Genomic DNA, 21,733 nt, shown 5'->3' with positions numbered 1-21,733 from the left:
CCCTTGTCAAATTTTCGTTTTATGAGATGTGCGGGTGGGCGTGCTTGGCCCACTGCGCGATGGCGTCCGGACCGCCATGCATAATCACTGTGCCCGGTTTGCGGGCCAGCTGGTAATCGTACATTGGGTCATAGTAATGCTCTAGTAGGCTTTGTATCCAGGCGTTATGGCCGTCGCTGGAGCCGTTCTCTGCCTGTTGCGCCAGTGCTGACTCCATCACGCTGCGCAGTTGCTGATGGCGCTCGCCCCCCAGGCGTTTACGAATTCGATCAAGCGCGCTCAAAAGGTAGTCGCTGAAATTTAGCCAACCGGCTTGTGGACCATCCAGATTGGTGTAATCGGTTAGCATATTTTCGACATAGTCTTGGCGAATAATATCAACTCGCCCGGCCATTGGCCGGTCCAGCACGACTAAAGGCGCCGCCGCCATGCGTTCACGCAGGCTTATTGGCAACGCACAGCAACCCACAAGACGGCTTTCGTCCTCCAGATAAATGGGGCCGCCGCGCTTATGCTTGGCGTGTAGCATGGCGACTGCAAGCTGGTTTTCAAAGTTGATTTGCGTGGGTTGTGGCGTTACCTGCCGGCCAAAGCTGGAACCGCGGTGATTGGCCAGGCCTTCGAGATCTACCGGGTTGGGGAGGGTGTTCAATACGCGGGTTTTGCCAGTGCCGGTGCGGCCGCTGAGGATGTAAAACGTTTCGTTGGCAATCTGCTGTTCCAGCTGATCAATCAGGAACCGGCGCATGGCTTTGTAGCCGCCTTCCACCAGCGGATAATCAATGCCCGCTTGCGCAATCCACTGGCGTGAAAGATTAGAGCGCAGTCCACCGCGGAAACAATACAGGTAGCCGTCTGGATGTTGGGTGCAAAAGTGTTTCCAGGCTTCAAGGCGCTGAGCCTTGATGTCGCCCTGCACCAGCTGGTGGCCCAGCTCGATGGCTTTGCTCTGGCCCTGCTCTTTGTAACAAATACCGACAAGATGGCGCTCGTCGTCGTTCATCAGCGGTGCGTTAGTAGCGCCGGGAAGATGGCCTTTGTCGAATTCGACAGGCGCACGTACGTCTAGTAGCGGTGTGTTATTTAAAAATAAAGAAAGGTAATCGTCGGTGTCTTGTCTACGGATCATAAAAGGAGGATAAACTGGCCAAATTGGCCATAGAGTATAGAGCAGTTAGTTCGATTGTGCCGGGGCTAGTACGAAAAAGGGCCGCCATGAATAATAAGTCGGCGCATCCTTGCGCAATGTGCAACGGCCGTGTCGCTGGTCCTTGGCCCACTCCGTGGTGCATACATCGTCCGTGACCAACACTATATTACCAACACAGAGCGTTCGTGAGGTTATACCTTTGGACCATAGCCCTATGGCGTGCATGGAATTTCTGTTTAAATTCGTTATTAATCATATATTTATGATTATTTAATTTACTGTATGTTGTATTTTTTTCCTAATTAAAGGAAGAAAAACAGTAGATTTGTAAGAGAATGCTTACACCGGTCCTCACATTTTTCAGTATTGGGCGCTAAATTTTTGCAGCCAAGGCCAAATCAGCATTCCGACAGCGATGCCAGTGGCGTCAGCGGCCACGTCAGCCATTGAAAAATCGCGGTAGGGCAGGGTGGCTTGCACAATTTCTATCAGCATACCGAAACCCAGCAGCAGCGGGACAAAATAGAGCGGTTTCAGCTGCGGCCAGCCCAGGCGCACCAGCAGCGTAAGCTCTAGAAAGGCAATCAGGTGATTGACCTTGTCGCTGGGCGCAGAGGGCACGGGCAGCGGGCCTGCGGTCGTGGCCAGAAACAGGATAACGGCGATAGACGCCAGTAGCGCAAACTGCCACAAGGCACATAAGCGGAGTAATTGTGCAAGCCGTTGTTTCGTGGTTGCTAAAAACATATCGGTTGTTTGTTCCGGCTGTGGCAAAGACCGCATCATGATATGCTTTGCAGCCCGTCAATGTCACTGCAACCAAGGTTTTGCGCCATGCTCAATGGTAACTTTTTTCGTGGATTGGGGTATTTGGGCGAGGGTTTTGGCCTGATTCTGCAACCCGGTCTTCGCCTTTTTGTGATTATCCCCGTGCTGATTAATATTCTGCTGTTCAGCCTGCTGTTTTTCTATCTGGGTGAATTGTTTTCCGGTTTGATTGCGATGGCCATGGGTTGGTTGCCAGACTGGGCTTGGCTGCAAGCGTTGGACTGGCTGTTCTGGTTGCTTTACGGCGCTATTATTGTGTTGGTGTTGGCTTATGGTTTTGTGATGGTGGCCAATCTGATTGGTGCACCGTTTTACGGTTACCTGGCGGAGCGTTGCGAGCAGCACCTGACAGGTCAACCAATCGGTGACGACGAAGGTTGGGCGGGTATTGTTAAAGACATTCCACGTTCGCTGTGGCGCGAGTTGCAGAAAATTGCCTATTACCTGCCCCGAGCCCTAGGCCTGCTTGTTCTGGGACTGATACCAGTGGTGAATTTGGTGGCTGTGGTGCTGTGGTTCGTGTTCAACAGCTGGATGATGGCGCTGCAGTATGTAGATTATCCGGCAGACAACCACAAGATCAGTTTTCCGGTGCTAAAAAAGATGCTGGCCGAGCGCCGATTGTCGGCTTTAGGCTTTGGACTGCCGGTAGCGCTGGCGGCCATGGTGCCAATATTAAACTTGTTTGTGGTGCCGGCAGCGGTGTGTGGTGCCACGGCGTTATGGGTGCGTGAACAAGGTTCTGCACGTTATTGATTAGGATTTGGAGGTTGCTTGAAAACGTCGGATTTTGTTATTGGCCAGCGCTGGGTTAGCCACAGCGATACAGCCTTGGGCTTGGGCATAGTTACGGATATTTCTGGGCGCAGGGTGACCCTGGGCTTTCCGGCGGCTGACGAAGAACGAACCTACGCCACCGACAACGCGCCCTTGTCGCGTATTATTTATCAGCTGGGTGAAACCATCGAAACCTTTGATGGCGGAAGCTACATCGTGCGCGCGGTGGAAGACATGGCCGGTCTGCTAGTTTACCACGCCGACGATGGCGAAAATGTCCAGACAGTTTCCGAGGTGAAGCTCAGCGGAACGGTGAACTTCTCGGCCCCCCATCAGCGCCTGTTTGCCGGCCAGTTTGACCGCAACGGTGCCTTTCGCCTCCGTTTTGCCACGTTGAACCATCTTGACCGTCTGCGGGCCTCGCCGGCCGAGGGCCTGATTGGCGCCCGCACCCAGCATTTGCCCCATCAGCTTTATATTGCCGGCGAAGTGGCTCGGCGTTTTGCCCCGCGGGTACTGTTGGCCGACGAAGTAGGCCTGGGCAAAACCATCGAGGCCGGTTTGATTCTGCACTATCAGCTGCATACGGGCCGCGCCCGGCGGGCTTTAATAGTGGTGCCAGATTCGCTGATTCACCAATGGCTGGTTGAAATGCTGCGGCGCTTCAACCTGCGTTTCTCCATTGTTGATCAAAGCCGCTATGACGCTATTGAAGAACAGCAGAGCGACGTGGATGCTCTGATGAGCCATATATTTGGTGAAGAGGGTCGGGAAAACCCATTTGAAAGTGAACAGCTGGTGTTGTGTAGCCAGAGTTTTTTGACCGCCACTGCACAAGCCCGAAATGACGCCATAGCGGCTGGTTGGGATTTACTGATTGTTGATGAAGCTCACCACTTGGCCTGGAGTGAAAGCCACGTTAGCGCGGAATACCAAACAATTGAAAGCCTGGCGGCGGCGAGCCAGGGCTTGTTGCTGCTTACCGCAACGCCAGAACAGATGGGGCTGGCCAGCCATTTTGCGCGTTTGCGCCTTCTGGATCCGGCGCGGTTCCACGATTTACACGCATTCCGCGAACAGGAAAGCCAGTACGAAGTGGTAAACGCCGTGGTGCGCCGATTGCAGTCTGAACACACCATCGCAAGCGGCGACCAGCAAATTCTAGAGCAGTGGCTGGGTTCGCAATTGCCCCAGCTGTTGTCAGAGAGCGACCCCCATCAGGCGATTATTGACGCCTTGCTGGATCGCCACGGCACCGGCCGGGTGTTGTTTCGTAACACTCGCGCTGCTATTCAGGGTTTTCCCGCACGTTTTCCACACCCGGTGTCACTGCCGTGCCCCGAACTTTACAGCGGCTTTACTCGCGGAATTGACGGCCTGACCCCCGAACGTAACGAGCCCGACGAAGAGCAGTGGCTGGCGGAGGACCCGCGGGTGGCCTGGTTGCAAAAAACATTGGCGGGCTTGCGCCCGAAAAAAGTGGTGGTGATCTGCGCTTACGCTAGTACGGCTATGGCTTTGGAGCGCTATTTGCAGCTGCGCGCCGGTATTCGCAGCGCAGCGTTCCACGAACATTTAAGTCTGATTGAGCGCGACCGTGCGGCAGCTTACTTTGCTGATTCAGAGCAGGGCGCCCAAGCGCTGATTTGCTCCGAGATCGGCAGTGAAGGCCGTAACTTCCAGTTTGCCCATCATTTGGTGCTGTTTGACTTGCCGGCCAACCCGGATCTGTTGGAACAACGCATTGGCCGCCTGGACCGTATCGGCCAAACCAGCGCCATTGATATTCATATCCCCTATCTGGAAGGCACCAGTCAGGAAGTTCAGTACCGATGGTTCCAGCGTGGCCTGAATGCCTTTGCAGAAAGTTGCAGTGTGGGTGTGGCGGTGCAGGAGTCTGTGGCGGATGCCTGGCAGCAGTCGCTGGCGGGCGACGCCGCCGCTCTGGAAACTCTGGTGAAGGCTTCTGCGGCGGAAACGGCGCGCCTGAAAACCCTGTTGCAGAATGGCCGTGATGCACTTATTGAGCTGAACTCTTGTCGCAACGAGCCGGCGCAACGTTTGATTGACGCTATTGAAGCTGAAGAATCCGCTGCGGCTGTGCGCGACTATATGATGGAAGCCTTCGACATTCTGGGTGTGGATGTTGAAGACCATTCCGAACATTCGGACGTGCTGCGCCCGGGCGAGCAGTACCAAGCCGGACACGTTGCAGGCTTGCCCGAAGATGGCATAACGGTCACCTGGGAGCGGGACCGCGCGCTGGAGCGCGAGGATCTGGCGTTTATAAGCTGGGAACACCCTATGGTGACCGGCATTATGGAGTCTGTGACCAGTTCCGGATTGGGCAAAGCCGCGTTGGCAACCATGTCGGTGAAGGCCTTGCCGGCCGGCACCCTGTTGATGGAAGCCCTGTTCACTGTGCATTGCCCGGCGCCAGACGCTCTTCAGCTGACCCGTTATCTGCCGGTCTCACCGCTGCGTTTGCTGGTGGATGTCACCGGCAAAGATTTGTCGAAAGCCTTGCCCCACGACCGTCTGAACGATATGTGTTCTAACATTCGCCGGCGCACGGCGCAGGCGATTGTGCCGCAAATTCGCGCCCAGGTTGAGACCATGGTAGACCATTCTCAATGCCTGGCCAGGCCGCACTTGCAACCGCTGCAACAAAAAGCACTGGCGCAGGTGGACGCAATGTTCGGCCCGGAAATACGCCGCCTGGAAGCCTTGCAGGCGGTGAACCCGGCGATTCGTGATGAGGAAATCGAGTATTTCCGAACCCAGTTGGCTGCCGCCCGCGAAGCAATAGGGCACGCCACCCTGGCGCTGGAAGGCATTAGAGTGATTGTAACCGCCTGAAGCTGAGACACGCCGAGCTTAGCTGGCCAGATATTAAGCAATCAGGTAACGTAAAGTTGTGAAAATCAGTTGTTCAAACCAGGCACAACAGGGGAATTAATGATGACGTTCATACTGTTTATAGTGGCGATAGCCGGCTTGTTGGTGGTGATGCGCCAGGAAGCCGGAGCAAAGGCTGCAGTGGGTGTTATGGTTGGAGTAGGCTTGGTATCGCTGCTGTTTGCATCGTTCTGGCTGGCACTGCTGCTGTTTATTGGCGCCGGCACTACGGCCGCTGCGGGCTTGCCAGGTTTTCGTCGCAGCTGGTTAACGCCCAAAGCCTTTGCCATGTTCAAGAAAGTCGCCCCGAAAGTGTCTGAAACGGAAAAAGTAGCGCTGGAAGCGGGCACGGTAAGTTGGGACGGCGAATTGTTTACCGGCAAACCCGACTGGCACAACCTGCTGATAAACCGCAACACTGGCCTGACGGATAAAGAACAGGCGTTTTTGGATAATCAGTGCAATCAGGCGCTGGCCATGTGCAATGCCTGGGACATAGCCGTAGAGCGGGCCGACCTGCCGGAGGCATTGTGGGATTTCCTCAAGCGCGAAAAGTTTTTCGGCATGATTATTCCTGAAGAATACGGTGGCCTGGGATTTTCCGCGAAAGCTCAGACCGCCGTGCTGCAGCGCCTGGCTGTTAACGAAATGCTGATGGTGACCGTTGGCGTGCCCAATTCTCTTGGGCCCGGCGAGCTGCTAATAAAATACGGCACCGATGAGCAAAAAGAATATTACTTGCCACGCCTGGCGGACGGCCGCGAAATACCCTGTTTTGGCCTCACCGGCCCGCGTGCGGGCTCCGATGCCACCTCATTGCCAGACACCGGTATTGTGTGTAAGCAAGAAGTTGACGGCAAAGAAGTGATTGGTTTGCGGCTGAATTTCGAGAAGCGCTGGATTACCCTGGCGCCAATCGCCACGGTGGTGGGTTTGGCTTTCCGTATGTTCGACCCCGATGGTTTGCTGAGCGACGTTGAAGATCGCGGAATTACTTGCGCACTAATTCCTCGTGATACCGACGGCATGGAAATCGGCCGTCGCCATTACCCAATAGGAAGCCCGTTTTTGAATGGCCCGATTATTGGCAAAGACATGTTCATTCCGCTGGACTACCTGATCGGTGGTGAAAAAATGGCCGGCGAGGGCTGGCGCATGCTGGTGGAATGTTTGTCGGTCGGTCGTTGCATTACCTTGCCGTCTGGCGCTGCTGGTGGCGCGGCTTTCGCGGTGGCTACCGCCGGTGGTTTTACCCGGATAAGGCGTCAGTTCAATACGCCAATAGCGGAAATGGAAGGCGTTCAGCAGCCGCTGGCGCGGATTGCGGCCAAAACGTACATTGCTCAGGCGGCGGTTAACCATACCGCCAACATGATTGATCAGGGCCAGAAACCGGCGGTGCCATCGGCGATTCTGAAATACCATCTGACCGAGTACCAGCGTGACGTTCTGTGCGATGCCATGGACGTTCACGGCGGTAAGGCAGTCACCCTTGGCCCACGCAATTATAATGGCATTTCGTTCAGTGGCTCGGCAGTGTCTATTACCGTTGAGGGTGCCAACATAATGACCCGCAGCCTGATGATCTTCGGCCAGGGTGCCATTCGTTGCCATCCCTACGTGCTGAAAGAGCTGGCGGCGAAAGACAACGACGATATAGATGCCTTTGACGAAGCTTTCTTCGGCCACGCCGGTTTGGTGTTTGGCAACGCTGCCCGTGCCTTTACCCAGGCTTTGGGCCTTGGCCGCGCAGACGTGCCGTTTGATCACGGTGCGCGTAAATACGCTCAGTCTGTGGCCCGCTTTAGTGCTGCGTTCGGGCTGTGTTCCGATGCGGCCATGACCACTCTGGGCAGTGAGCTGAAAATGCGCGAACTGACCTCTGCGCGTTTGGGTGACATGCTGTCGAATCTGTATTTGGCCTCTATGGTGCTCAAACATTGGCACGAAACCCAGCCGGTGGAGGGCGAGCAGGCACTTATGGCTTACAGTTTGGACATGCTGCTGGCGCGCACGGAAACAGCGTTGATAGAATTCCTTGATAACTTGCCCAATCGTCTAGTAGCCGGTGCGCTGCGGGTAGTAACCTTACCCATCGGCCGGCGCTGGACAGGCCCAAGCGATGCTCTGACCCACACCGTGGCGAAGGCTATTTCAACGGATTCGCCGCTGCGGAAAAAGCTGTTGTCCAGCCTGTGGGTGGGTGAAGGTGAAAACGGCGTCGACGCCGTTATTTCCAACCCCGTGGCCAGTTACAACAACTTGTTAAAAGACAACGCCAAAGCTGAAAAGCTCTATCGCAAAGCCAGCAAGGCCTACAGCAAGGGCGTACTGCCGATAACCGCTTTGCACCCGGAGCAGCGTTTTGAAGCGGCTTTGGAAACGGGCGTGTTTAGTGAGGAAGAGGCAATCTTCATGCGCGATTACGAAGCAAAAGTACTGGAAATGCTGACGGTCGACGACTTTGCCTTTGACGAGTTCGCACGCAATAAAAAGTCGGTGATTGATCACAATCCCTCAGAAGCGCAGCCTTCTTGAAGGCGCATTGAGTATGTGGTTGTCGGTTCTGGCCATTAGCGGTGGTGCGGTGCTCGGCGCGAATTTGCGCTGGGCACTGAGTTTGTGGCTGAACGCCAGCCATCACCATGTGCCGCTGGGCACTTTGGTGGCCAACATGGCCGGCGGCTGGCTGGCGGGGTTTTTACTGGCCTGGTTCAGCCACAGCTCGAGTCTGTCGCCGGAATGGCGCTTGTTTGCAATAACCGGCCTGTGTGGCGCGTTGACGACTTTTTCCACTTTCTCGCTGGAAATGCTCACGGCTTTGCAACAGGGAAAGTGGGGCATGGCGCTGGTGGGTATTCTGGCCCACGTTTGTGGTGCTTTGCTGATGACAGCTGTTGGCTTTTACACCGTCGCATTGATCAAAAGTTGATCCGCACCATTACCTATATAAAATTTTCAAAATCCACTTGGCAAGCCCTGGATTCCCGAGTAGAGTATTTATTGAAGGAAATATTCAGTGAAGCATTTCATTAAGAAGACGTATTCCAGCGGTTGGCATTAAACCCAGTGATGAGCATTTACCGTCCCTTTTTTGATTCCGCAGATTCTGGTTTTCCGTAAACACCGGCTTAAGCCATGTTGGCTGAGCGGGGTGAATAATTGATTGATTGCAGGATATTTGAGCATGTCTACTACTACCGGTACTGTTAAGTTCTTCAACGAAGCAAAAGGATTTGGTTTTATTACTCGTGAAGGCGGCCCCGACGTATTCGTTCACTACAGCGCTATTCAGGGTGGCGGTTTCAAGACTCTGGCAGAAGGCCAGCAAGTCGAGTTTACCGTTACCCAGGGCCAGAAAGGTCCGCAAGCGGAAAACGTTGTACCTCTGTAATCCCGCTTGGATGCAGAAGTAACCCGCTAAAAAAAGGCAGCTAACGCTGCCTTTTTTTGTGGCTGTGATTCGTTCTGAATAAGATTTTAACAATGGCCGCTTAGCGGGTGATAACCGCAGCGTCACCGCGGCCTTCTACCGCGGCCAGTTCCGCGCTGGATAACCACTCGCCGGGTGGTAATGCCATTACGCTGGCGCAAGCCGCCAGAGCGTGGGCCCAGGAACAGCCATTGGTAAACAGCATGCCGGCTTCGTTCAGTGTGCCGCCATGGTTGCGGTAACCCAACACCCGTGATGCTGCCGGTGCCGGAAACAGCGTGTGCAGATGGCCACGGAACACCTCTGGGCGCATGTGCGTTAGTGCGACCCGGCGGCTCAGCCGGCCTGGGAATAGCTGTTCACGTTCCAGTTCATTCACGCACACAGCGGCTTCCTGGGCGTCGCGGGGCTGACGTAAACGTCCTGGCTCCTGAACGTACACCAGGCGGAAAGCTGCACCGCTGTCGCGCAATCGTTCACAGGCACGGATGGCTTCTGAAAGCTGGTAGGCGCCATTGGCAATCACCATAACCGGTTCGCGCCCGCCAGTGTCTTCATCAATAACAATCGCTCCCTGACGTGCTAGAAGCGCCGCTTCGGCGGTGTTGAACACGCATGGCCGCTCGTGCTTTGGAACAACCATGCAGGTAATGCGACCGCGGTTGCGATAAATGTCGGGCATCAGCGCCAGGGTGCTGTTGTAGTCAGCGGGGAACACCACGCGGGAGACATCGCTCATCTCCCCTAGTAAGCTTTCACAAAACGTTGTGTCTTGATGGGACTGCTCGTTCTTGCCGTTTTCCCAAGTGTGGGACGTTGCTACCACGGGCAGGCCCAGCCAGCGCGCAGGGCGCCCTGCTGCGGCCTGGTGGCGGGAGAATATTAATTCCTGGCGGATGGCTCCGAGCATTTTTACGCAAAAGGCTTCGTAGCTGGCCACCAAGTTGAGCCCAGCCTTGTTAGCCAGGCAAGCAGACACCACCGCTTCTTCATTTAAGACGGTAATAACCCCGCCCAAAACCGACTCATTGTCGTTTTCCGGTTCGTTCACCCGGTGCTTTAACAGGTGCAATACGCCCTCCAGGCGGTTGCTCACAAGCTCGTCCGGGTTGCCCACGCGGGGCCTTAATGTTGGGTTTGCCCCAACAAGCGCGCAGAAGAAATCGTTGATGGCGGTCATCGGCGATGCGGCTTGCTGCACCGGCGCCAACGTGGGAATAACCGGGTCTGGAGGATTGCGCAGAGCCAGAGGGTGGTCCCGTTCTAGCGGTCTTTTTTGATCCTGGTGGCGGTTCAGCGTGCGCAGAGCAGCGTTCAGTTCGTCTGGCTCAACGTGCAGCGGCGTGGTGTATTGATGAAACAGTTCGCGTATACGTGCGTCAACCCGCGGGTTGCCCGGCAGCGGCAAATTATGCGCAGAATTTTCGCCTGCGCCGTAAAAACCGAAGCCTTTGATGGTTTCGGCAATGCCGTAAGGAATCCGTGCGGGGTAGTTCTGCTGACCACTCAATACGGCTTCGGCCTGTTCTTCCAGCGCCCATTCCATATCCAGTATGGCGCACACAAACGCCGCAGGGTCGCGACCATCAAAACGGAAGGGTGCAAAGCCGCGGGCGGACAGATGTTCTTCAAAGCGCTCTAGGCCTTCGCGGGTGCCCAGCTCGGTACGCTGTTCAATGCGCCGGCCGTTGGCAATCATGATGGGCATGATCAAACCGCAGTCTTCAGCGCGCCACCACCGCGGAATCCAGTCGCTGCCACGCTGTTCTTCAGCGGCGCCGTCAGACAAAAACGCCACCAGAGATTCGCCGGGTAGCGGCATGTGTGCGTACTGCAGTTCGGCAAAGCCCAAATAGCCGCCTTCAATAATGCCGCCGGCGGTGTAAGGATTAACGTGGCTGCCCAGGGGCGCGACGTTGCTGCCATCTGGATTCTGGCGGTAACTGTAAAAATCCCGGGCAAGCTGTGTCAGGCCATCTGCTCCACCGTAGGCCTGCTGCTGTTCCGGGTGCAGGTTGCCGGTCAGAACATTCAGGGCGTCAACAGCGGCGACGCAGTGACCTTGGCCCATTAACCAGCTGCGGGTTTTTCCGGTCAGGCTGTTGGTGGCTAGGTAGGCAGCGTAGGCAGGCACCATGTTCAGCGCGCCACCGGTATGGCCTTCGGGTTTGGGTTTGAAGTCATCCGCCGCCAAGGCCTTGCCCTTGCGGCATACGCGGTTGGTGTAGGTCATGTGCACCACTTGCCACATGCCTGCACTGGCAAGCCGGTCTAGAGCAGCCAGGTGATGGAATACGGTTTCCAGATTTGGCTGCAGCTTGCGATTGACCAGTTGCCGGGCCACGCGCAGCACGCTTGCACACAGCCGGTCACCGTGGTTGATAACGCCATAACCGGCGCGCCAGTAGTCGTATGCGTCTTGCGCATTGCCAGTCAGGGTGTTGACTAGAGAATCGTTGTTTAGGTCGTGCGCAGACATATAAGCCTTCTTTTTATGTCGAAGTATGGTCGAAGTATATGCGCGGCAGATTCGGGGGCTATTGATGCAGGTCAGCGTGGTGGCCTGCACAGATTACACGGGAGTAACATCGGGTGTCGGCTGCCGCGTAACCGGCGGTTTGGAAATTTCTAGGTAAAACTGGCGATTTCGGCGCTGGTTAAAAAGCGATGCTCACCGGCAGCCAATGCCGGATCCAGCGTTACCCCACCAATGCGGCTGCGGTGCAGAGTAGTGACATGATTACCAACGGCTGCCAACATGCGTTTGATCTGGTGATAGCGGCCTTCAGAAATCGTCAGCTCTACTAGCTGTGACTGCAGCACCGTCACCTGAGCGGGCTTTGTCGGCTTAGTGTCGTTACGAAGCATCACGCCGGCTTCCAGAGCCGCGATAGCCGCTTGTGAAATGGGCGCACTCAGAGCCACTTGGTAGGTTTTCGGGCACTCCACTCTTGGCGAGGTAACCCGGTGTGACCACTGACCATCGCTTGTTAGCAACAGCAAACCGGTAGTGTCGGCGTCCAGCCGGCCGGCAATGTGAAGATTGCGGGTCAGCTCTGCCGGCAGAAGATCCAGCGCTGTGGGCTGGTCGCTGTCGCGGGTCGCACTGATAAACCCTGCGGGCTTGTTGAGCATCAAGTAGCGTTCAGTAGGCAGGGCAACGGGTTCTCCTTGCAGCATAACCTCGGCGTTGGCTGGAACGGCGGTTGCCGAATTCTTCCACACGATGCCGTTTACCTGAACGTCACCAGTGGCTATGGCGCGTTTTGCTTCTTTGCGTGAAAGCTCCGAGCTGGTGGCAATAAATTGATCGAGGCGCATGGACTTCAACACTCCTGGCCGGGAGCTGGCGTGGCAAGGTTGGCTAGGCACAGAATCGGGATGGCGCCGGTTATGCGGCCCCACAGCAGGGGCAGCGCAGCGTTATTAAACGCGGGCCTGGGTGCTTGTTCGCCATTGCCGTTCATCAGTGCGCCATCCCGCTCATTGGCAAGAACAAATGTAAAAGGGTGCGCCCCGGGAATGCCCAGGCGCACATCGGTGGCGGTAATTTCACCGTTGCGTGTCTGATAATCAAGAAAACCCCGGGTAAACCATTCCAGCCGACGGGTTTCAGGCAGTTGCGCAACAGAGTTGGCAAGCTCCGGCTGGCGCGGGAAATATTCAAGCATTAAGGGGCTGTCGCCATCCAAAAAGCCGGTCACGATTTCAACACGCTGCTGGTCGGTGATTGCGGTGGCGCGCCAGAGCACCGTGTTGAAGGGCATAGGCTGCACAAGAAGTTCGGCGTCGGCAAAGCCTGCGCTGGCAAGGGCTGGTTGCACGCGTTCGGTTATTGCCTGCTGAGCTGCAAACGACCAACCGAGATACCCGGTGGATAGCAGCAGGCCGGCCGCTAAGACGCGCACAGCCGCAGGCCGCAGCAAAAAAGCAGCGCAGCCGGCCAGTAGCGGTAGCGTATACAGAGGGTCGATAATAAAAACACTGCTGATAGCCAGCGGCCGGCCAAGGGGCCAGAAAAGTTGTGTACCGTAGGTGGTGAAGGTGTCCAGAATAGGGTGTGTCAGCAACACTAGCGCGGTGAGTAACAGCCAGCGGGGAAACCCAAGTTGTGGCTTCCAGCGCCAGAGCAGGGCTGCAAGCAGCAGCGACAGAGGTGCAAGCACAAACAACGAGTGGCTAAAACCCCGGTGCTGGGTGAAATTGGCGACGGCCGAGCCATAATCAATCAGCACGTCTAGATCGGGAAGCGTGCCTAATAGCGCGCCGGTGATCAGAACCGATCGCCCGAGCGTTTTACCGGCTACAAGGCCTGCGATGGAAGCGCCAAGAGCCATCTGCGTGATTGAGTCCATGAAGATCGCATCATTTTGGTTAGTAAGGTTATCTACCGGTGTATCAAAGTACCGGCGTTATCTGCAAAACGCGTAAAACCTGAGGCCCCGGATAACCGTCGGCGACCAGCCCGTTGGTAATTTGGTACTGACGGATAGCGGCGCGGGTGGCCGGGCCCATAATGCCATCTGGCGCGCCGGCGGAATATCCACGTTGTTCCAGTTGCTGCTGTAACTGCATGATGTTGTCGCGGGACAGCGCAGGCGCATCGACCGGGGGAGGGTTTTGTAACCCGCCTGCACCGGCGATACGGTCGGCCAGGTGGCCCACGGCGATGGCGTAAAATTCCGAGCGATTCCAGCCCATAATTACTTTAAAGTTGTGATAGGCCAAAAACGCTGGGCCTTGATGGCCGGCGGGTACGATCAATGCCGCATCAATCGCCTCCTCGGCCAGGGGCCCGCCTGACGCATTGGTAACGCCAAGCTGGTTCCACTGCTGCAGAGATTGACGACGGCCATCGGCCAGGGCAAAGTTAAAGTTGTCGGGTAGCTGTACTTCACGGCCCCAGCGGTAGTCGCCATCCCAGCCCATCGATTGCAAAAATTGCCCGGCTGACATCAGCGCGTCTGGCAGGCTGTTCCACAAATCACGGCGGCCATCGCCGTCTGCGTCGACGGCGTGCTTCAAAAAGACCGTGGGCATGAACTGCACGTGGCCCATAGCACCGGCCCAGGAACCTTCCATTTGCTCAGGGCTAATGGCGCCTTCGTCAACAATCTGCAGAGCAGCAATCAGCTGGCGGGTAAAAAAGGTCTTGCGGCGCTCATCACAAGCCAGTGTCGCTAATGAGCTGGGCACCGACATTTTCCCAAAATAGCTGCCGTAGTTGGTTTCCAGGCCCCAGAAGGACAGCAAATAGGCGGCGGGTACGCCGGTTTCATTGGTCACTCGTTGCAGTAGATCGGCGTGCTCTATTAATAGCTGACGGCCGTTATCGATGCGAGTGTCGTTTACCCGGCGGTTCAAATAGTCAGCAAAGGGCGTGGTAAATTCTGGCTGGCGCCGGTCCAGCTCAATTACCCGTTCCAGATACTCCGCGTCAGCCAAGACGCTGCGCGCGGTTTCAGCGCTAACGCCGGCGGCTATGGCCTGCTGTTGCAAATCTGCTTTGCACGTCTCAAAACTGTTGAGCGCAGCAGGCTGGTCCGTGGCCTTGTCGGCAAGGCTGGCGCTGGCGCTCAGCGGCATAGCGGCCAGCATGCCGGCACACAGGGCCGTGGTGGCCGGGCGAAGAAGGCGGGAAATGGAGACGGGCACGTAGAACCTCCGGAAAATGGGCGTAGGACGTATTATTGACGCCCATAGTAGCGTTTTTTGCGGTCCTAAAAACACACTTGCCACTGCTGGCGGGTGACAAATCAGTAACCTACACCCACAAGATGGAACCGTACTTTACGCGACGGGTTTCTATGGTGAGGGTTTGTTTTATAGTAATGTATAACATACGAAAAACAGCGTAATAGAAGGTTGATCCAATGGCGATGCTGACAGCACTGGTAGTAGATGACGCCAGCTTTGTGCGGGACCTGATCAAGCGTGCAGTCAGGCAGCAGTTTCCTATTATTGAGACCATCGATGCTGCTAACGGCAAAAAAGCGCAGATGCTGATGTCACGCACCACCTTTGACTTGATTCTCTGCGACTGGGAAATGCCGGAAATGTCAGGGCTGGAACTGCTGCAGTGGATGCGACAACAGCCCCAGTACGCCAAAGTGCCGTTTATTATGATTACCAGCCGCGGCGATAAAAGCCACGTGATTGAAGCCATACAGCAGGGCGTGTCGGACTATCTGGGCAAACCGTTCAGCCCTGACGGTCTGGGTAAAAAAATACGCAAAGTTATGGGGCAAACGTTGGCGCAGGCCATGGCAAGTGCTGGCAAGGCACCTGCGGTTCAGGCCGATGCCTTGGCACTTTCGGCCTCTCTGTTGACCCGTAAAACGGAGCCCCCGACCGCTTCTGCAATGGCTGCGGAGCCGGCCGCTGTTGAGGCAGTTGCGGCTTTTTCCCAGCACCAACCCACCGCAAAGGCGCGCCCGGTGATGAATATGGCCACCGTGCGTTTTTCTGACCACACCTTGCAGTCGGTGGTAAAAGACATCAACCTCAACGAGGTTCGGGTGATTGCCCGCCGCGACCAGCAGTTTCCCGGCATCCTGGACCAAGCGGTGGTGGATATTGAAATTTCGGAAACTGACGTTGCGCGGTTAAACGGATACGTGCATCAGCTTCAGGCGGTCGACAAACGCCAGGACACAGACTTTATCAGCGCCACTATCCGCTTTGTAGATGAAGATCCGAGAAAAATGGAAGACCTGTCGCGCTTTATTGCCCGCTTTCGAGCAGCAGCGCCTCGCTAGCAACGATCCGCTGCGCGGGGAATTGGCAACTAAAGGTACTGCCTTTCCCCAAGCTGCTGCTGATGAGCAGCTGTCCATCGTGGTTCAACAGCACGTGCTTAACAATAGCCAGACCCAGCCCCGTGCCGCCGGTGTCTTTGTGGCGACTGGGGTCAGCGCGATAAAAGCGTTCCGTTAGTCGCGGAATGTGGGTTGGGTCTATACCAATGCCGTTGTCTTCCACCGTCAGCAGCGGGCCTTGTTCGCCGGCGCTCCAGCGAACGCGAATCCGGCCTTGTGCGGGGGTGTACTTTACCGCGTTAAAAATCAGATTAGAAACCCCGCTGCGCAACTGTGACAAGTCGCCGCGTATCTGCGTCGGGCCATCGATTGTCAGTTCAATCCGGTGTTGCTTGCCGCCACTGAGGGCGTTTGCGTCATCGCAAACCTGTCTCAGCAGAGTGCCTGCATCAACGGTGCCTTCGTGCAGATTGCGATCGCCGGTTTCGATTTTCGACAATAAAATCAGATCTGCAATTAAGGCTTCCATACGCGCCGATTGGCCTGCCATAGTGGCCAAAGCGCGTTGCCAGTTGGCCGGTACTTCATCGCTATGGTCCGACAGGGTTTCCAGGTAACCGCTGATAACGGTCAGCGGTGTGCGCATTTCGTGGGATAAGTTGCTAACAAAATCCTGCCGCACCTGTTCCAGCTGATGCAGGCGGGTAACGTCTTTGATGAGCAATAGACGATCGTTATCGCCAAACAGGCTGATTTGAATCTGCAGGCGCAGGTGGGCGCGAGCCGGAGCGTTTAGCTCCAATGGCTGCTGGTATTGCTTCTGTTCAAAGTAATGGATGAATGCGGGTAGGCGAATCAGGTTCTGAATCAGCTGTCCCTGGTCGGTGCCGTTACGCAGATTGAGCAGGTAATCTGCGCTGCCGTTCCACCAATCTATAGCGCCGCGGGAATCGGTCATCACCACGCCATCGCGCATGGCATTGGCGGATTGTTGCACCTTTTGAAGACGCTCTTGTAGCGCAGATCGGTGTTTGATGTGCTGTTTCTGAAGTTTGTTCAGGCCGTCAAAAATATTACCCCACAAACCGACGCTGTCTGGCGCTTCGCTGGCGGTATCCGGTTGCGCCAGCCAGCGTAGCAGGCGTTTTGTTTGCGCCAGGGTCCAGCCCAGGTAAAGCAGCAGACCGGCGAGCAAGCCGTAAAGTGGAAAGCCTACCAGCCAACCCAGCAGCAAGGTCAATCCTAGCAGGGCAATCATCAAGCGCAGGTATTGTGACCAGTTCTGTTGCATGGCAGTGGGTCCGTAACGGGTTCGGCGCTTAGCCGGGGTCTGCGGAAAATCGGTAGCCGGCACCGCGAACGGTTTGTACTAGATGGTCGTGATGAGTGCCAAGCGCTTTGCGCAACCTGCGGATGTGGACGTCTACGGTGCGCTCGTCCAGATATACGTTTGCTCCCCAAACCTGGTCCAGCAGCTGGCTGCGGCTGTATACCCGGTTCTGATGGCTCATGAAAAACTGCAGCATGCGGTATTCTGTTGGCCCCAGTTCCAGTTGTCCGAACTGACTACTAACCCGGTGGCTGAGCGGGTCCAGAGTTAGGCCGCCTACTTCCAGAGCACTATCAACGCCGGCGGGAGTGCTGCGTCGCAGCACGGCTTTCAGCCGGGCCAGCAATTCCCTCGGGCTAAATGGCTTGGTGATATAGTCGTCGGCGCCGGATTCAAGACCCAGTATTTTGTTATCTTCTTCGACTTTTGCGGTCAACATAATAATGGGAATTGCCGCAGTAGTATCGTCTTTTTTCAGCCGGCGAGCCAGCTCGATACCGCTGGTGTCTGGCAGCATCCAGTCCAGCAAAATCAGATCCGGGCGCTTGTCGACAATAAGGGTGTGGGCAGCCTTTGCGTCGGCGGCTTGCAGGCAGACATAACCCGCCATTTCCAGGGCCACAGTGACCATTTCGCAAATGGCAGACTCGTCGTCTACAATCAGAATGGTTTTTTCGGGCATGGCGGTAACCTGCTTTAGCGTTGTGTTGAATTCGCCGTATTACACCCGCTTACTGTTACAGATGTGTGACAGCGGGTCGAGAGTTTTGCTCAGGCGAGCATACGATCAACGGCCAGCCCGGCAAACAGCGCAAAACCTGCCCAGTTATTGTGTAAAAAGGCTTTGAAGCATCCGGCCCGGTCGCGCTCACGGGCCAGAAATTGGTGGTAAATGAACAGGCAAGCCATGGTCAGCAAACCCATATAGTAAAAAGTACCCAGTTCGGCCTGTTGGCCGACCAGCAGCAGTATGGCGATGATGGTGGTCTGCAGAATGCCCAGGATCAGGCGGTCGGCGTCACCAAACAACACTGCGGTGGATTTTATGCCCACTTTCAGGTCGTCTTCGCGATCGACCATGGCGTAAAAGGTGTCATACACCACCGACCAGATAACATTGGCAATGAACAGTAGCCAGGTGACTTGGCTGAGTTCACCGGTTTGGGCAGCCCAAGCCATCGGAATGCTCCAGCCGAAGGCCGCTCCCAGAAATACCTGGGGCAGGTGGGTATAGCGCTTCATAAAGGGATAAACGAACGCCAACAGAGCGCCACCAAAAGCCAAATAGAGGGTCAGCGTGTTGGTAAACAGCAGCACCATTAAAAAAGATACCAGGCCCAGTCCAGCAAACAGCGCGACGGCTTCCCAGGGCTGGATGCGGCCGGTGGTTAACGGCCGGTCTTTGGTGCGCTCAACGTGCCTGTCCCATTCGCGGTCAGCAAAGTCATTAATGGCACAACCCGCTGCACGCATAAAATACACGCCGAGCGTGAACACCATCAGGTTGCTCAGACTGGGCATGCCGTCGGCGGCCAGCCACAGCGCCCAATAGGTGGGCCATAGCAACAATAACGTGCCCACGGGGCGGTTCAGACGCAGCAGTAGGGCGTAATCCCGCAGGCGTAAACGAACGTGATCGGGCAAGGCGTTGGCTAGCATGGCAGGGTTCGCTGGTCGATAATAACGGTGAATGTGCAGGGGATTATAGCCAGTGCCGGGCGCGGGTCAAAAAGCCGCCGCCAACTCTGGCGGAATCAAGTTCGTTCTGCGCCGCGGTAAAGCTGCGGTAGCAGGTATTCGCACACCATCAGCGAATGCTGGCGGCCCTGCCTGCGGGTGTGAAACAGCGAACGCCGGGCCAGCCGCGGTTGCCCGCTATGGGTGCCCTGGCATAACCCGGTTTCGAGTGGGCCTCGATGCCACTGGCGATGGCTGAATAGGTAGGCGCCCAGTGGCCGGTTGCCCAAGTTGCGAAGCTGGCGGCCTGGCCCTTGCAGGCAGGCCAAGGGAATAACGGTACGCGCCAACACCCAAGGTTGGCCATCGCCGCACAAGCGCACTTCGCGAATCCACGCTTGCTGGCGCCAGGGAATGTTCAGCTTGCGGGCTTCTTCGGCGCAGGGCAGGGCAAAACCTTCGCTGGCGACTTCTACCAGAAAGCTTTGCTGGCAGCGTTGCTGCAACGCTCGGGTGAACGAGCCCTGAACGTTTAACCAGTAGCGCGCCGGGCCATGAACCTGAGGGTCGCGCAGGCCCGCGGCCGCTGGCTGGCGATACCAGCAGGCCGGTGGGACTGTTAGAGCGCAGGCCGCCGTTGGGCTGCTTTTACAGACCTTTGACAGCATAGATACCAGGCGCATTACGCCAGTAGCCTTTGTAGTCCATACCAAAGCCGAACAGAAAGCGGTCTTCGACATCCATACCGGTGAAATCGGCTTTCAGACCGGGTCGACATTTGCGATCGTGCTGTTTGTCTACTAGTACGGCGGTCAGCACTTCAGCGGCGCCGTGTGCGCGGCAATAATCGGCGATGGCGCACAGGGTCGTGCCTTCGTCCAGAATGTCGTCAACAATTAGAATGATACGGTCGTTCATATCAGCTTCCGGCCGCAGCTTCCACTCCAGAATGCCGCCGGTGGTTTCCTGGCGGTAACGGGTGGCATGCAAGTATTCGGCCTGAACGGGAAAGTTCAGCTGGGTGAGCAGCTGGCCAGTGGTGATCAGGCCCCCGTTCATCACGCAGAAAACCAGCGGGTTGCTGCCTTCAAGGCGTTCGGTGATAGCGCTGGCCAGAGCAGTAATAGCGGCCTGTACCTGCTGATTTGGAACCAGGCAATCGGCTTCGGCCATTACCTGCTTCATTTCGGCGACGGTATCGATCATAACGGGCGGTCCTGTCTTAAAGCGGGCGATTATACCGGAGCGATGAGTGTGAAGGGAGAGCTAACCGGGCATGGAGGGGTCTGTATTTATGGCTACACGTGCAAAACAGGCATACTGACCCCCGTCGCAAGGTTACGGCGGGCGTTAATGACCGTGTATTTTCCGCGGTACGATTGGCCCGGGTGCCAATTTGAAGCGTAGATGAACGGCAACAGCCATCAATCGTAATAGTAACAGGAGCAGGTAATGAAGAAGTGGCAGTGTGTGGTGTGTGGGCTGATTTATGACGAAGCCGAAGGCTGGCCGGAAGACGGTATTAAGCCAGGAACGACGTGGAATGACGTGCCAGAAGACTGGTTGTGCCCGGACTGCGGTGTGGGTAAGGAAGATTTTGAAATGATCGAAATCGACTGAGGTGGGTATAGCATGACAACAGCTTCCGAACGCAACCCCATTGTCATTGTTGGCAGTGGCTTGGCCGGTTACTCGTTGGTGCGGGAGTTGCGCAAGCACGACGCGGGCGCACCCATACTGCTGGTAACCGCCGATGACGGCATCAGCTACTCAAAGCCCATGCTGTCTAACGGCTTTGGTAAAGGTAAAGATGCCAATGGTCTGGCCCAGGCTAGCCAGCATTCGATGGCTGAACAGTTTGATCTGCAGCTGATGCCCCATACCCGGGTGACCGCTCTGAATCCGCAAGCCCATCAAGTTCTGTTGGGCGACCACTGGCAAAGCTACAGCAAGTTAGTGCTGGCCTGGGGTGCGGAAGTGGTACCACTGCATCTGGCTGGCAGTGGCAGCGGTTCTGTGTATTCCATTAATGACCTGAACGACTACCGTGCCTTCCGTGCCGCCTTAACGGGCGCTGAGCGAGTGGCCATTATGGGCGCCGGGCTGATCGGCTGTGAATTTGCCAATGATTTGCTTCTGGGCGGGTATCAGGTAGAAGTGATTGCGCCCTCGGCAACGGTGATGCCCACGCTTATGCCTGAACAGGCCGCTTGCGCGCTGCAAAATGAACTGGAGGCGCTGGGTGTGACTTTTCACCTGGAGACCCAGGTTGATCGCATTGAGCAAGTGCCGGCCGGAGCCGATGGTGGCGTAATCCTGGCGCTGACCAATGGCCGGCAACTGCAGGCCGATGTGGTGATTTCGGCAGTGGGGTTAAGGCCGCGGACCGAACTGGCACAACAGGCCGGGCTGGCGGTGAACCGCGGTATTGTGGTGAATCGGGCACTGGAAACCTCGGCGCCGGATGTGTATGCCCTGGGCGACTGTGCTGAGGTGGATGGCCAACTGCTGCTGTATGTTATGCCGCTAATGGCGAGCGCCCGTGCGTTGGCAAAAACCCTGAGCGGCGAGCGCAGCGAGGTGCTCTACCCGGCCATGCCGGTGATGATAAAAACACCTTGCTGCCCGGCGGTGGTAAACCCACCACCGTTGGGCGCGGAAGGGTATTGGAAAGTCGAGCAGGATGGCAATCACGTGAAAGCGCTGTTTAATAATCCAGAAGGTAAGCTGTTAGGCTTCGCGCTAACCGGTCGCTTTGCCATGGAGAAACAGGCGTTGTCGCGGCAGTTGCCGGCGCTGCACAACGCAGTTTCCTGAGCGCTAATTATCGGTTTTCATTGCCAAGCCGCGCGCCCTGGGTGAGAATTTAGGTCGTTTGCTTA

Annotated in this window: 19 protein-coding genes; 8 read left to right on the top strand and 11 right to left on the bottom strand. The window is 56.3% G+C overall.

What is annotated here, in order from left to right; genetic code table 11:
• Positions 1-19 precede the first annotated feature (19 nt).
• Complete coding sequence (mnmH, locus tag MRBBS_RS17235) at positions 20-1,129, bottom strand: tRNA 2-selenouridine(34) synthase MnmH (protein WP_014872880.1); 1,110 nt, start codon at positions 1,127-1,129, stop codon at positions 20-22.
• Between the two features lie 381 nt (positions 1,130-1,510).
• Positions 1,511-1,897 carry a VanZ family protein gene (locus tag MRBBS_RS17230; RefSeq protein WP_050996754.1) on the bottom strand — a complete coding sequence of 129 codons (387 nt, stop codon included), beginning with the start codon at positions 1,895-1,897 and terminating at the stop codon, positions 1,511-1,513.
• Between the two features lie 87 nt (positions 1,898-1,984).
• On the opposite strand from MRBBS_RS17230, the gene cysZ reads away from it, so the two are divergent.
• From cysZ to MRBBS_RS17205, 5 genes are all read left to right on the top strand, one after another.
• The gene (gene cysZ / locus MRBBS_RS17225) at positions 1,985-2,734 is read left to right on the top strand and encodes a sulfate transporter CysZ (RefSeq protein ID WP_014872878.1); all 750 of its coding nucleotides are present in this window, start codon (positions 1,985-1,987) and stop codon (positions 2,732-2,734) included.
• A gap of 18 nt (positions 2,735-2,752) precedes the next feature.
• Positions 2,753-5,614: an RNA polymerase-associated protein RapA gene (gene rapA, locus MRBBS_RS17220; RefSeq protein WP_014872877.1), complete on the top strand. Its 2,862-nt coding sequence runs from the start codon at positions 2,753-2,755 to the stop codon at positions 5,612-5,614.
• A 102-nt stretch (positions 5,615-5,716) separates the two neighbouring features.
• Complete coding sequence (locus MRBBS_RS17215) at positions 5,717-8,191, top strand: acyl-CoA dehydrogenase (protein ID WP_014872876.1); 2,475 nt, start codon at positions 5,717-5,719, stop codon at positions 8,189-8,191.
• A 13-nt stretch (positions 8,192-8,204) separates the two neighbouring features.
• A complete protein-coding gene (gene crcB / locus MRBBS_RS17210) occupies positions 8,205-8,585 on the top strand; it encodes a fluoride efflux transporter CrcB (protein WP_014872875.1) in 381 nt (126 codons plus the stop codon).
• Between the two features lie 255 nt (positions 8,586-8,840).
• On the top strand, positions 8,841-9,047 hold the full coding sequence (locus tag MRBBS_RS17205; protein WP_007348333.1) for a cold-shock protein: 207 nt from the start codon (positions 8,841-8,843) through the stop codon (positions 9,045-9,047).
• Positions 9,048-9,147: 100 nt separating this feature from the next.
• Here MRBBS_RS17205 and MRBBS_RS17200 read toward each other — a convergent pair whose 3' ends face one another.
• From MRBBS_RS17200 to MRBBS_RS17185, 4 genes are all read right to left on the bottom strand, one after another.
• Complete coding sequence (locus tag MRBBS_RS17200; protein ID WP_014872874.1) at positions 9,148-11,565, bottom strand: D-xylulose 5-phosphate/D-fructose 6-phosphate phosphoketolase; 2,418 nt, start codon at positions 11,563-11,565, stop codon at positions 9,148-9,150.
• 149 nt (positions 11,566-11,714) lie between these two features.
• On the bottom strand, positions 11,715-12,407 hold the full coding sequence (locus tag MRBBS_RS17195) for a pseudouridine synthase (RefSeq protein ID WP_014872872.1): 693 nt from the start codon (positions 12,405-12,407) through the stop codon (positions 11,715-11,717).
• A 5-nt stretch (positions 12,408-12,412) separates the two neighbouring features.
• Entirely contained in the window at positions 12,413-13,441 is a 1,029-nt protein-coding gene (locus MRBBS_RS17190; RefSeq protein ID WP_041635365.1) for a metal-dependent hydrolase, read from the bottom strand.
• 43 nt (positions 13,442-13,484) lie between these two features.
• Entirely contained in the window at positions 13,485-14,741 is a 1,257-nt protein-coding gene (locus MRBBS_RS17185) for a lytic murein transglycosylase (RefSeq protein WP_014872869.1), read from the bottom strand.
• 218 nt (positions 14,742-14,959) lie between these two features.
• On the opposite strand from MRBBS_RS17185, the gene MRBBS_RS17180 reads away from it, so the two are divergent.
• Positions 14,960-15,844, top strand: a complete 885-nt coding sequence (locus tag MRBBS_RS17180) for a response regulator (protein ID WP_014872868.1) — start codon at positions 14,960-14,962, stop codon at positions 15,842-15,844.
• On the opposite strand, the gene phoR is transcribed toward MRBBS_RS17180, so the two are convergent.
• The 5 genes from phoR to MRBBS_RS17155 form a co-directional block, all read right to left on the bottom strand.
• Complete coding sequence (gene phoR, locus MRBBS_RS17175) at positions 15,810-17,135, bottom strand: phosphate regulon sensor histidine kinase PhoR (protein ID WP_014872867.1); 1,326 nt, start codon at positions 17,133-17,135, stop codon at positions 15,810-15,812. The two genes, MRBBS_RS17180 and phoR, sit on opposite strands and share 35 nt — an antisense overlap.
• A gap of 28 nt (positions 17,136-17,163) precedes the next feature.
• Positions 17,164-17,856, bottom strand: a complete 693-nt coding sequence (phoB, locus tag MRBBS_RS17170; protein ID WP_014872866.1) for a phosphate regulon transcriptional regulator PhoB — start codon at positions 17,854-17,856, stop codon at positions 17,164-17,166.
• A gap of 89 nt (positions 17,857-17,945) precedes the next feature.
• Positions 17,946-18,833, bottom strand: a complete 888-nt coding sequence (ubiA, locus tag MRBBS_RS17165; protein WP_014872865.1) for a 4-hydroxybenzoate octaprenyltransferase — start codon at positions 18,831-18,833, stop codon at positions 17,946-17,948.
• Between the two features lie 95 nt (positions 18,834-18,928).
• Entirely contained in the window at positions 18,929-19,534 is a 606-nt protein-coding gene (locus MRBBS_RS17160) for a chorismate--pyruvate lyase family protein (RefSeq protein ID WP_014872864.1), read from the bottom strand.
• A complete protein-coding gene (locus tag MRBBS_RS17155) occupies positions 19,500-20,057 on the bottom strand; it encodes a hypoxanthine-guanine phosphoribosyltransferase (RefSeq protein WP_014872863.1) in 558 nt (185 codons plus the stop codon). The genes MRBBS_RS17160 and MRBBS_RS17155 overlap by 35 nt, the downstream gene beginning before the upstream one ends.
• A 246-nt stretch (positions 20,058-20,303) precedes the next feature.
• Here MRBBS_RS17155 and MRBBS_RS17150 point away from each other — a divergent pair, with 246 nt between their 5' ends.
• Complete coding sequence (locus MRBBS_RS17150; protein WP_014872862.1) at positions 20,304-20,471, top strand: rubredoxin; 168 nt, start codon at positions 20,304-20,306, stop codon at positions 20,469-20,471.
• 12 nt (positions 20,472-20,483) lie between these two features.
• The gene (locus MRBBS_RS17145) at positions 20,484-21,668 is read left to right on the top strand and encodes an FAD-dependent oxidoreductase (RefSeq protein WP_014872861.1); all 1,185 of its coding nucleotides are present in this window, start codon (positions 20,484-20,486) and stop codon (positions 21,666-21,668) included.
• Positions 21,669-21,733 lie beyond the last annotated feature (65 nt).

The organism is Marinobacter sp. BSs20148, from assembly GCF_000283275.1.
GTDB lineage: Bacteria > Pseudomonadota > Gammaproteobacteria > Pseudomonadales > Oleiphilaceae > Marinobacter > Marinobacter psychrophilus.
Note: the sequence above shows the minus strand (reverse complement) of the source record. Positions and strands in the feature narration are given on the sequence as shown.

Coding starts and splice junctions, on each gene's coding strand:
- mnmH (WP_014872880.1), bottom strand. CDS start 1,129: ATGATCCGTAGACAAGACACCGACGATTACCTTTCTTTATTTTTAAAT.
- MRBBS_RS17230 (WP_050996754.1), bottom strand. CDS start 1,897: ATGTTTTTAGCAACCACGAAACAACGGCTTGCACAATTACTCCGCTTA.
- cysZ (WP_014872878.1), top strand. CDS start 1,985: ATGCTCAATGGTAACTTTTTTCGTGGATTGGGGTATTTGGGCGAGGGT.
- MRBBS_RS17215 (WP_014872876.1), top strand. CDS start 5,717: ATGACGTTCATACTGTTTATAGTGGCGATAGCCGGCTTGTTGGTGGTG.
- crcB (WP_014872875.1), top strand. CDS start 8,205: ATGTGGTTGTCGGTTCTGGCCATTAGCGGTGGTGCGGTGCTCGGCGCG.
- MRBBS_RS17205 (WP_007348333.1), top strand. CDS start 8,841: ATGTCTACTACTACCGGTACTGTTAAGTTCTTCAACGAAGCAAAAGGA.
- MRBBS_RS17200 (WP_014872874.1), bottom strand. CDS start 11,565: ATGTCTGCGCACGACCTAAACAACGATTCTCTAGTCAACACCCTGACT.
- MRBBS_RS17195 (WP_014872872.1), bottom strand. CDS start 12,407: ATGCGCCTCGATCAATTTATTGCCACCAGCTCGGAGCTTTCACGCAAA.
- MRBBS_RS17190 (WP_041635365.1), bottom strand. CDS start 13,441: ATGGACTCAATCACGCAGATGGCTCTTGGCGCTTCCATCGCAGGCCTT.
- MRBBS_RS17180 (WP_014872868.1), top strand. CDS start 14,960: ATGGCGATGCTGACAGCACTGGTAGTAGATGACGCCAGCTTTGTGCGG.
- phoR (WP_014872867.1), bottom strand. CDS start 17,135: ATGCAACAGAACTGGTCACAATACCTGCGCTTGATGATTGCCCTGCTA.
- phoB (WP_014872866.1), bottom strand. CDS start 17,856: ATGCCCGAAAAAACCATTCTGATTGTAGACGACGAGTCTGCCATTTGC.
- ubiA (WP_014872865.1), bottom strand. CDS start 18,833: ATGCTAGCCAACGCCTTGCCCGATCACGTTCGTTTACGCCTGCGGGAT.
- MRBBS_RS17160 (WP_014872864.1), bottom strand. CDS start 19,534: ATGCGCCTGGTATCTATGCTGTCAAAGGTCTGTAAAAGCAGCCCAACG.
- MRBBS_RS17155 (WP_014872863.1), bottom strand. CDS start 20,057: ATGATCGATACCGTCGCCGAAATGAAGCAGGTAATGGCCGAAGCCGAT.
- MRBBS_RS17150 (WP_014872862.1), top strand. CDS start 20,304: ATGAAGAAGTGGCAGTGTGTGGTGTGTGGGCTGATTTATGACGAAGCC.
- MRBBS_RS17145 (WP_014872861.1), top strand. CDS start 20,484: ATGACAACAGCTTCCGAACGCAACCCCATTGTCATTGTTGGCAGTGGC.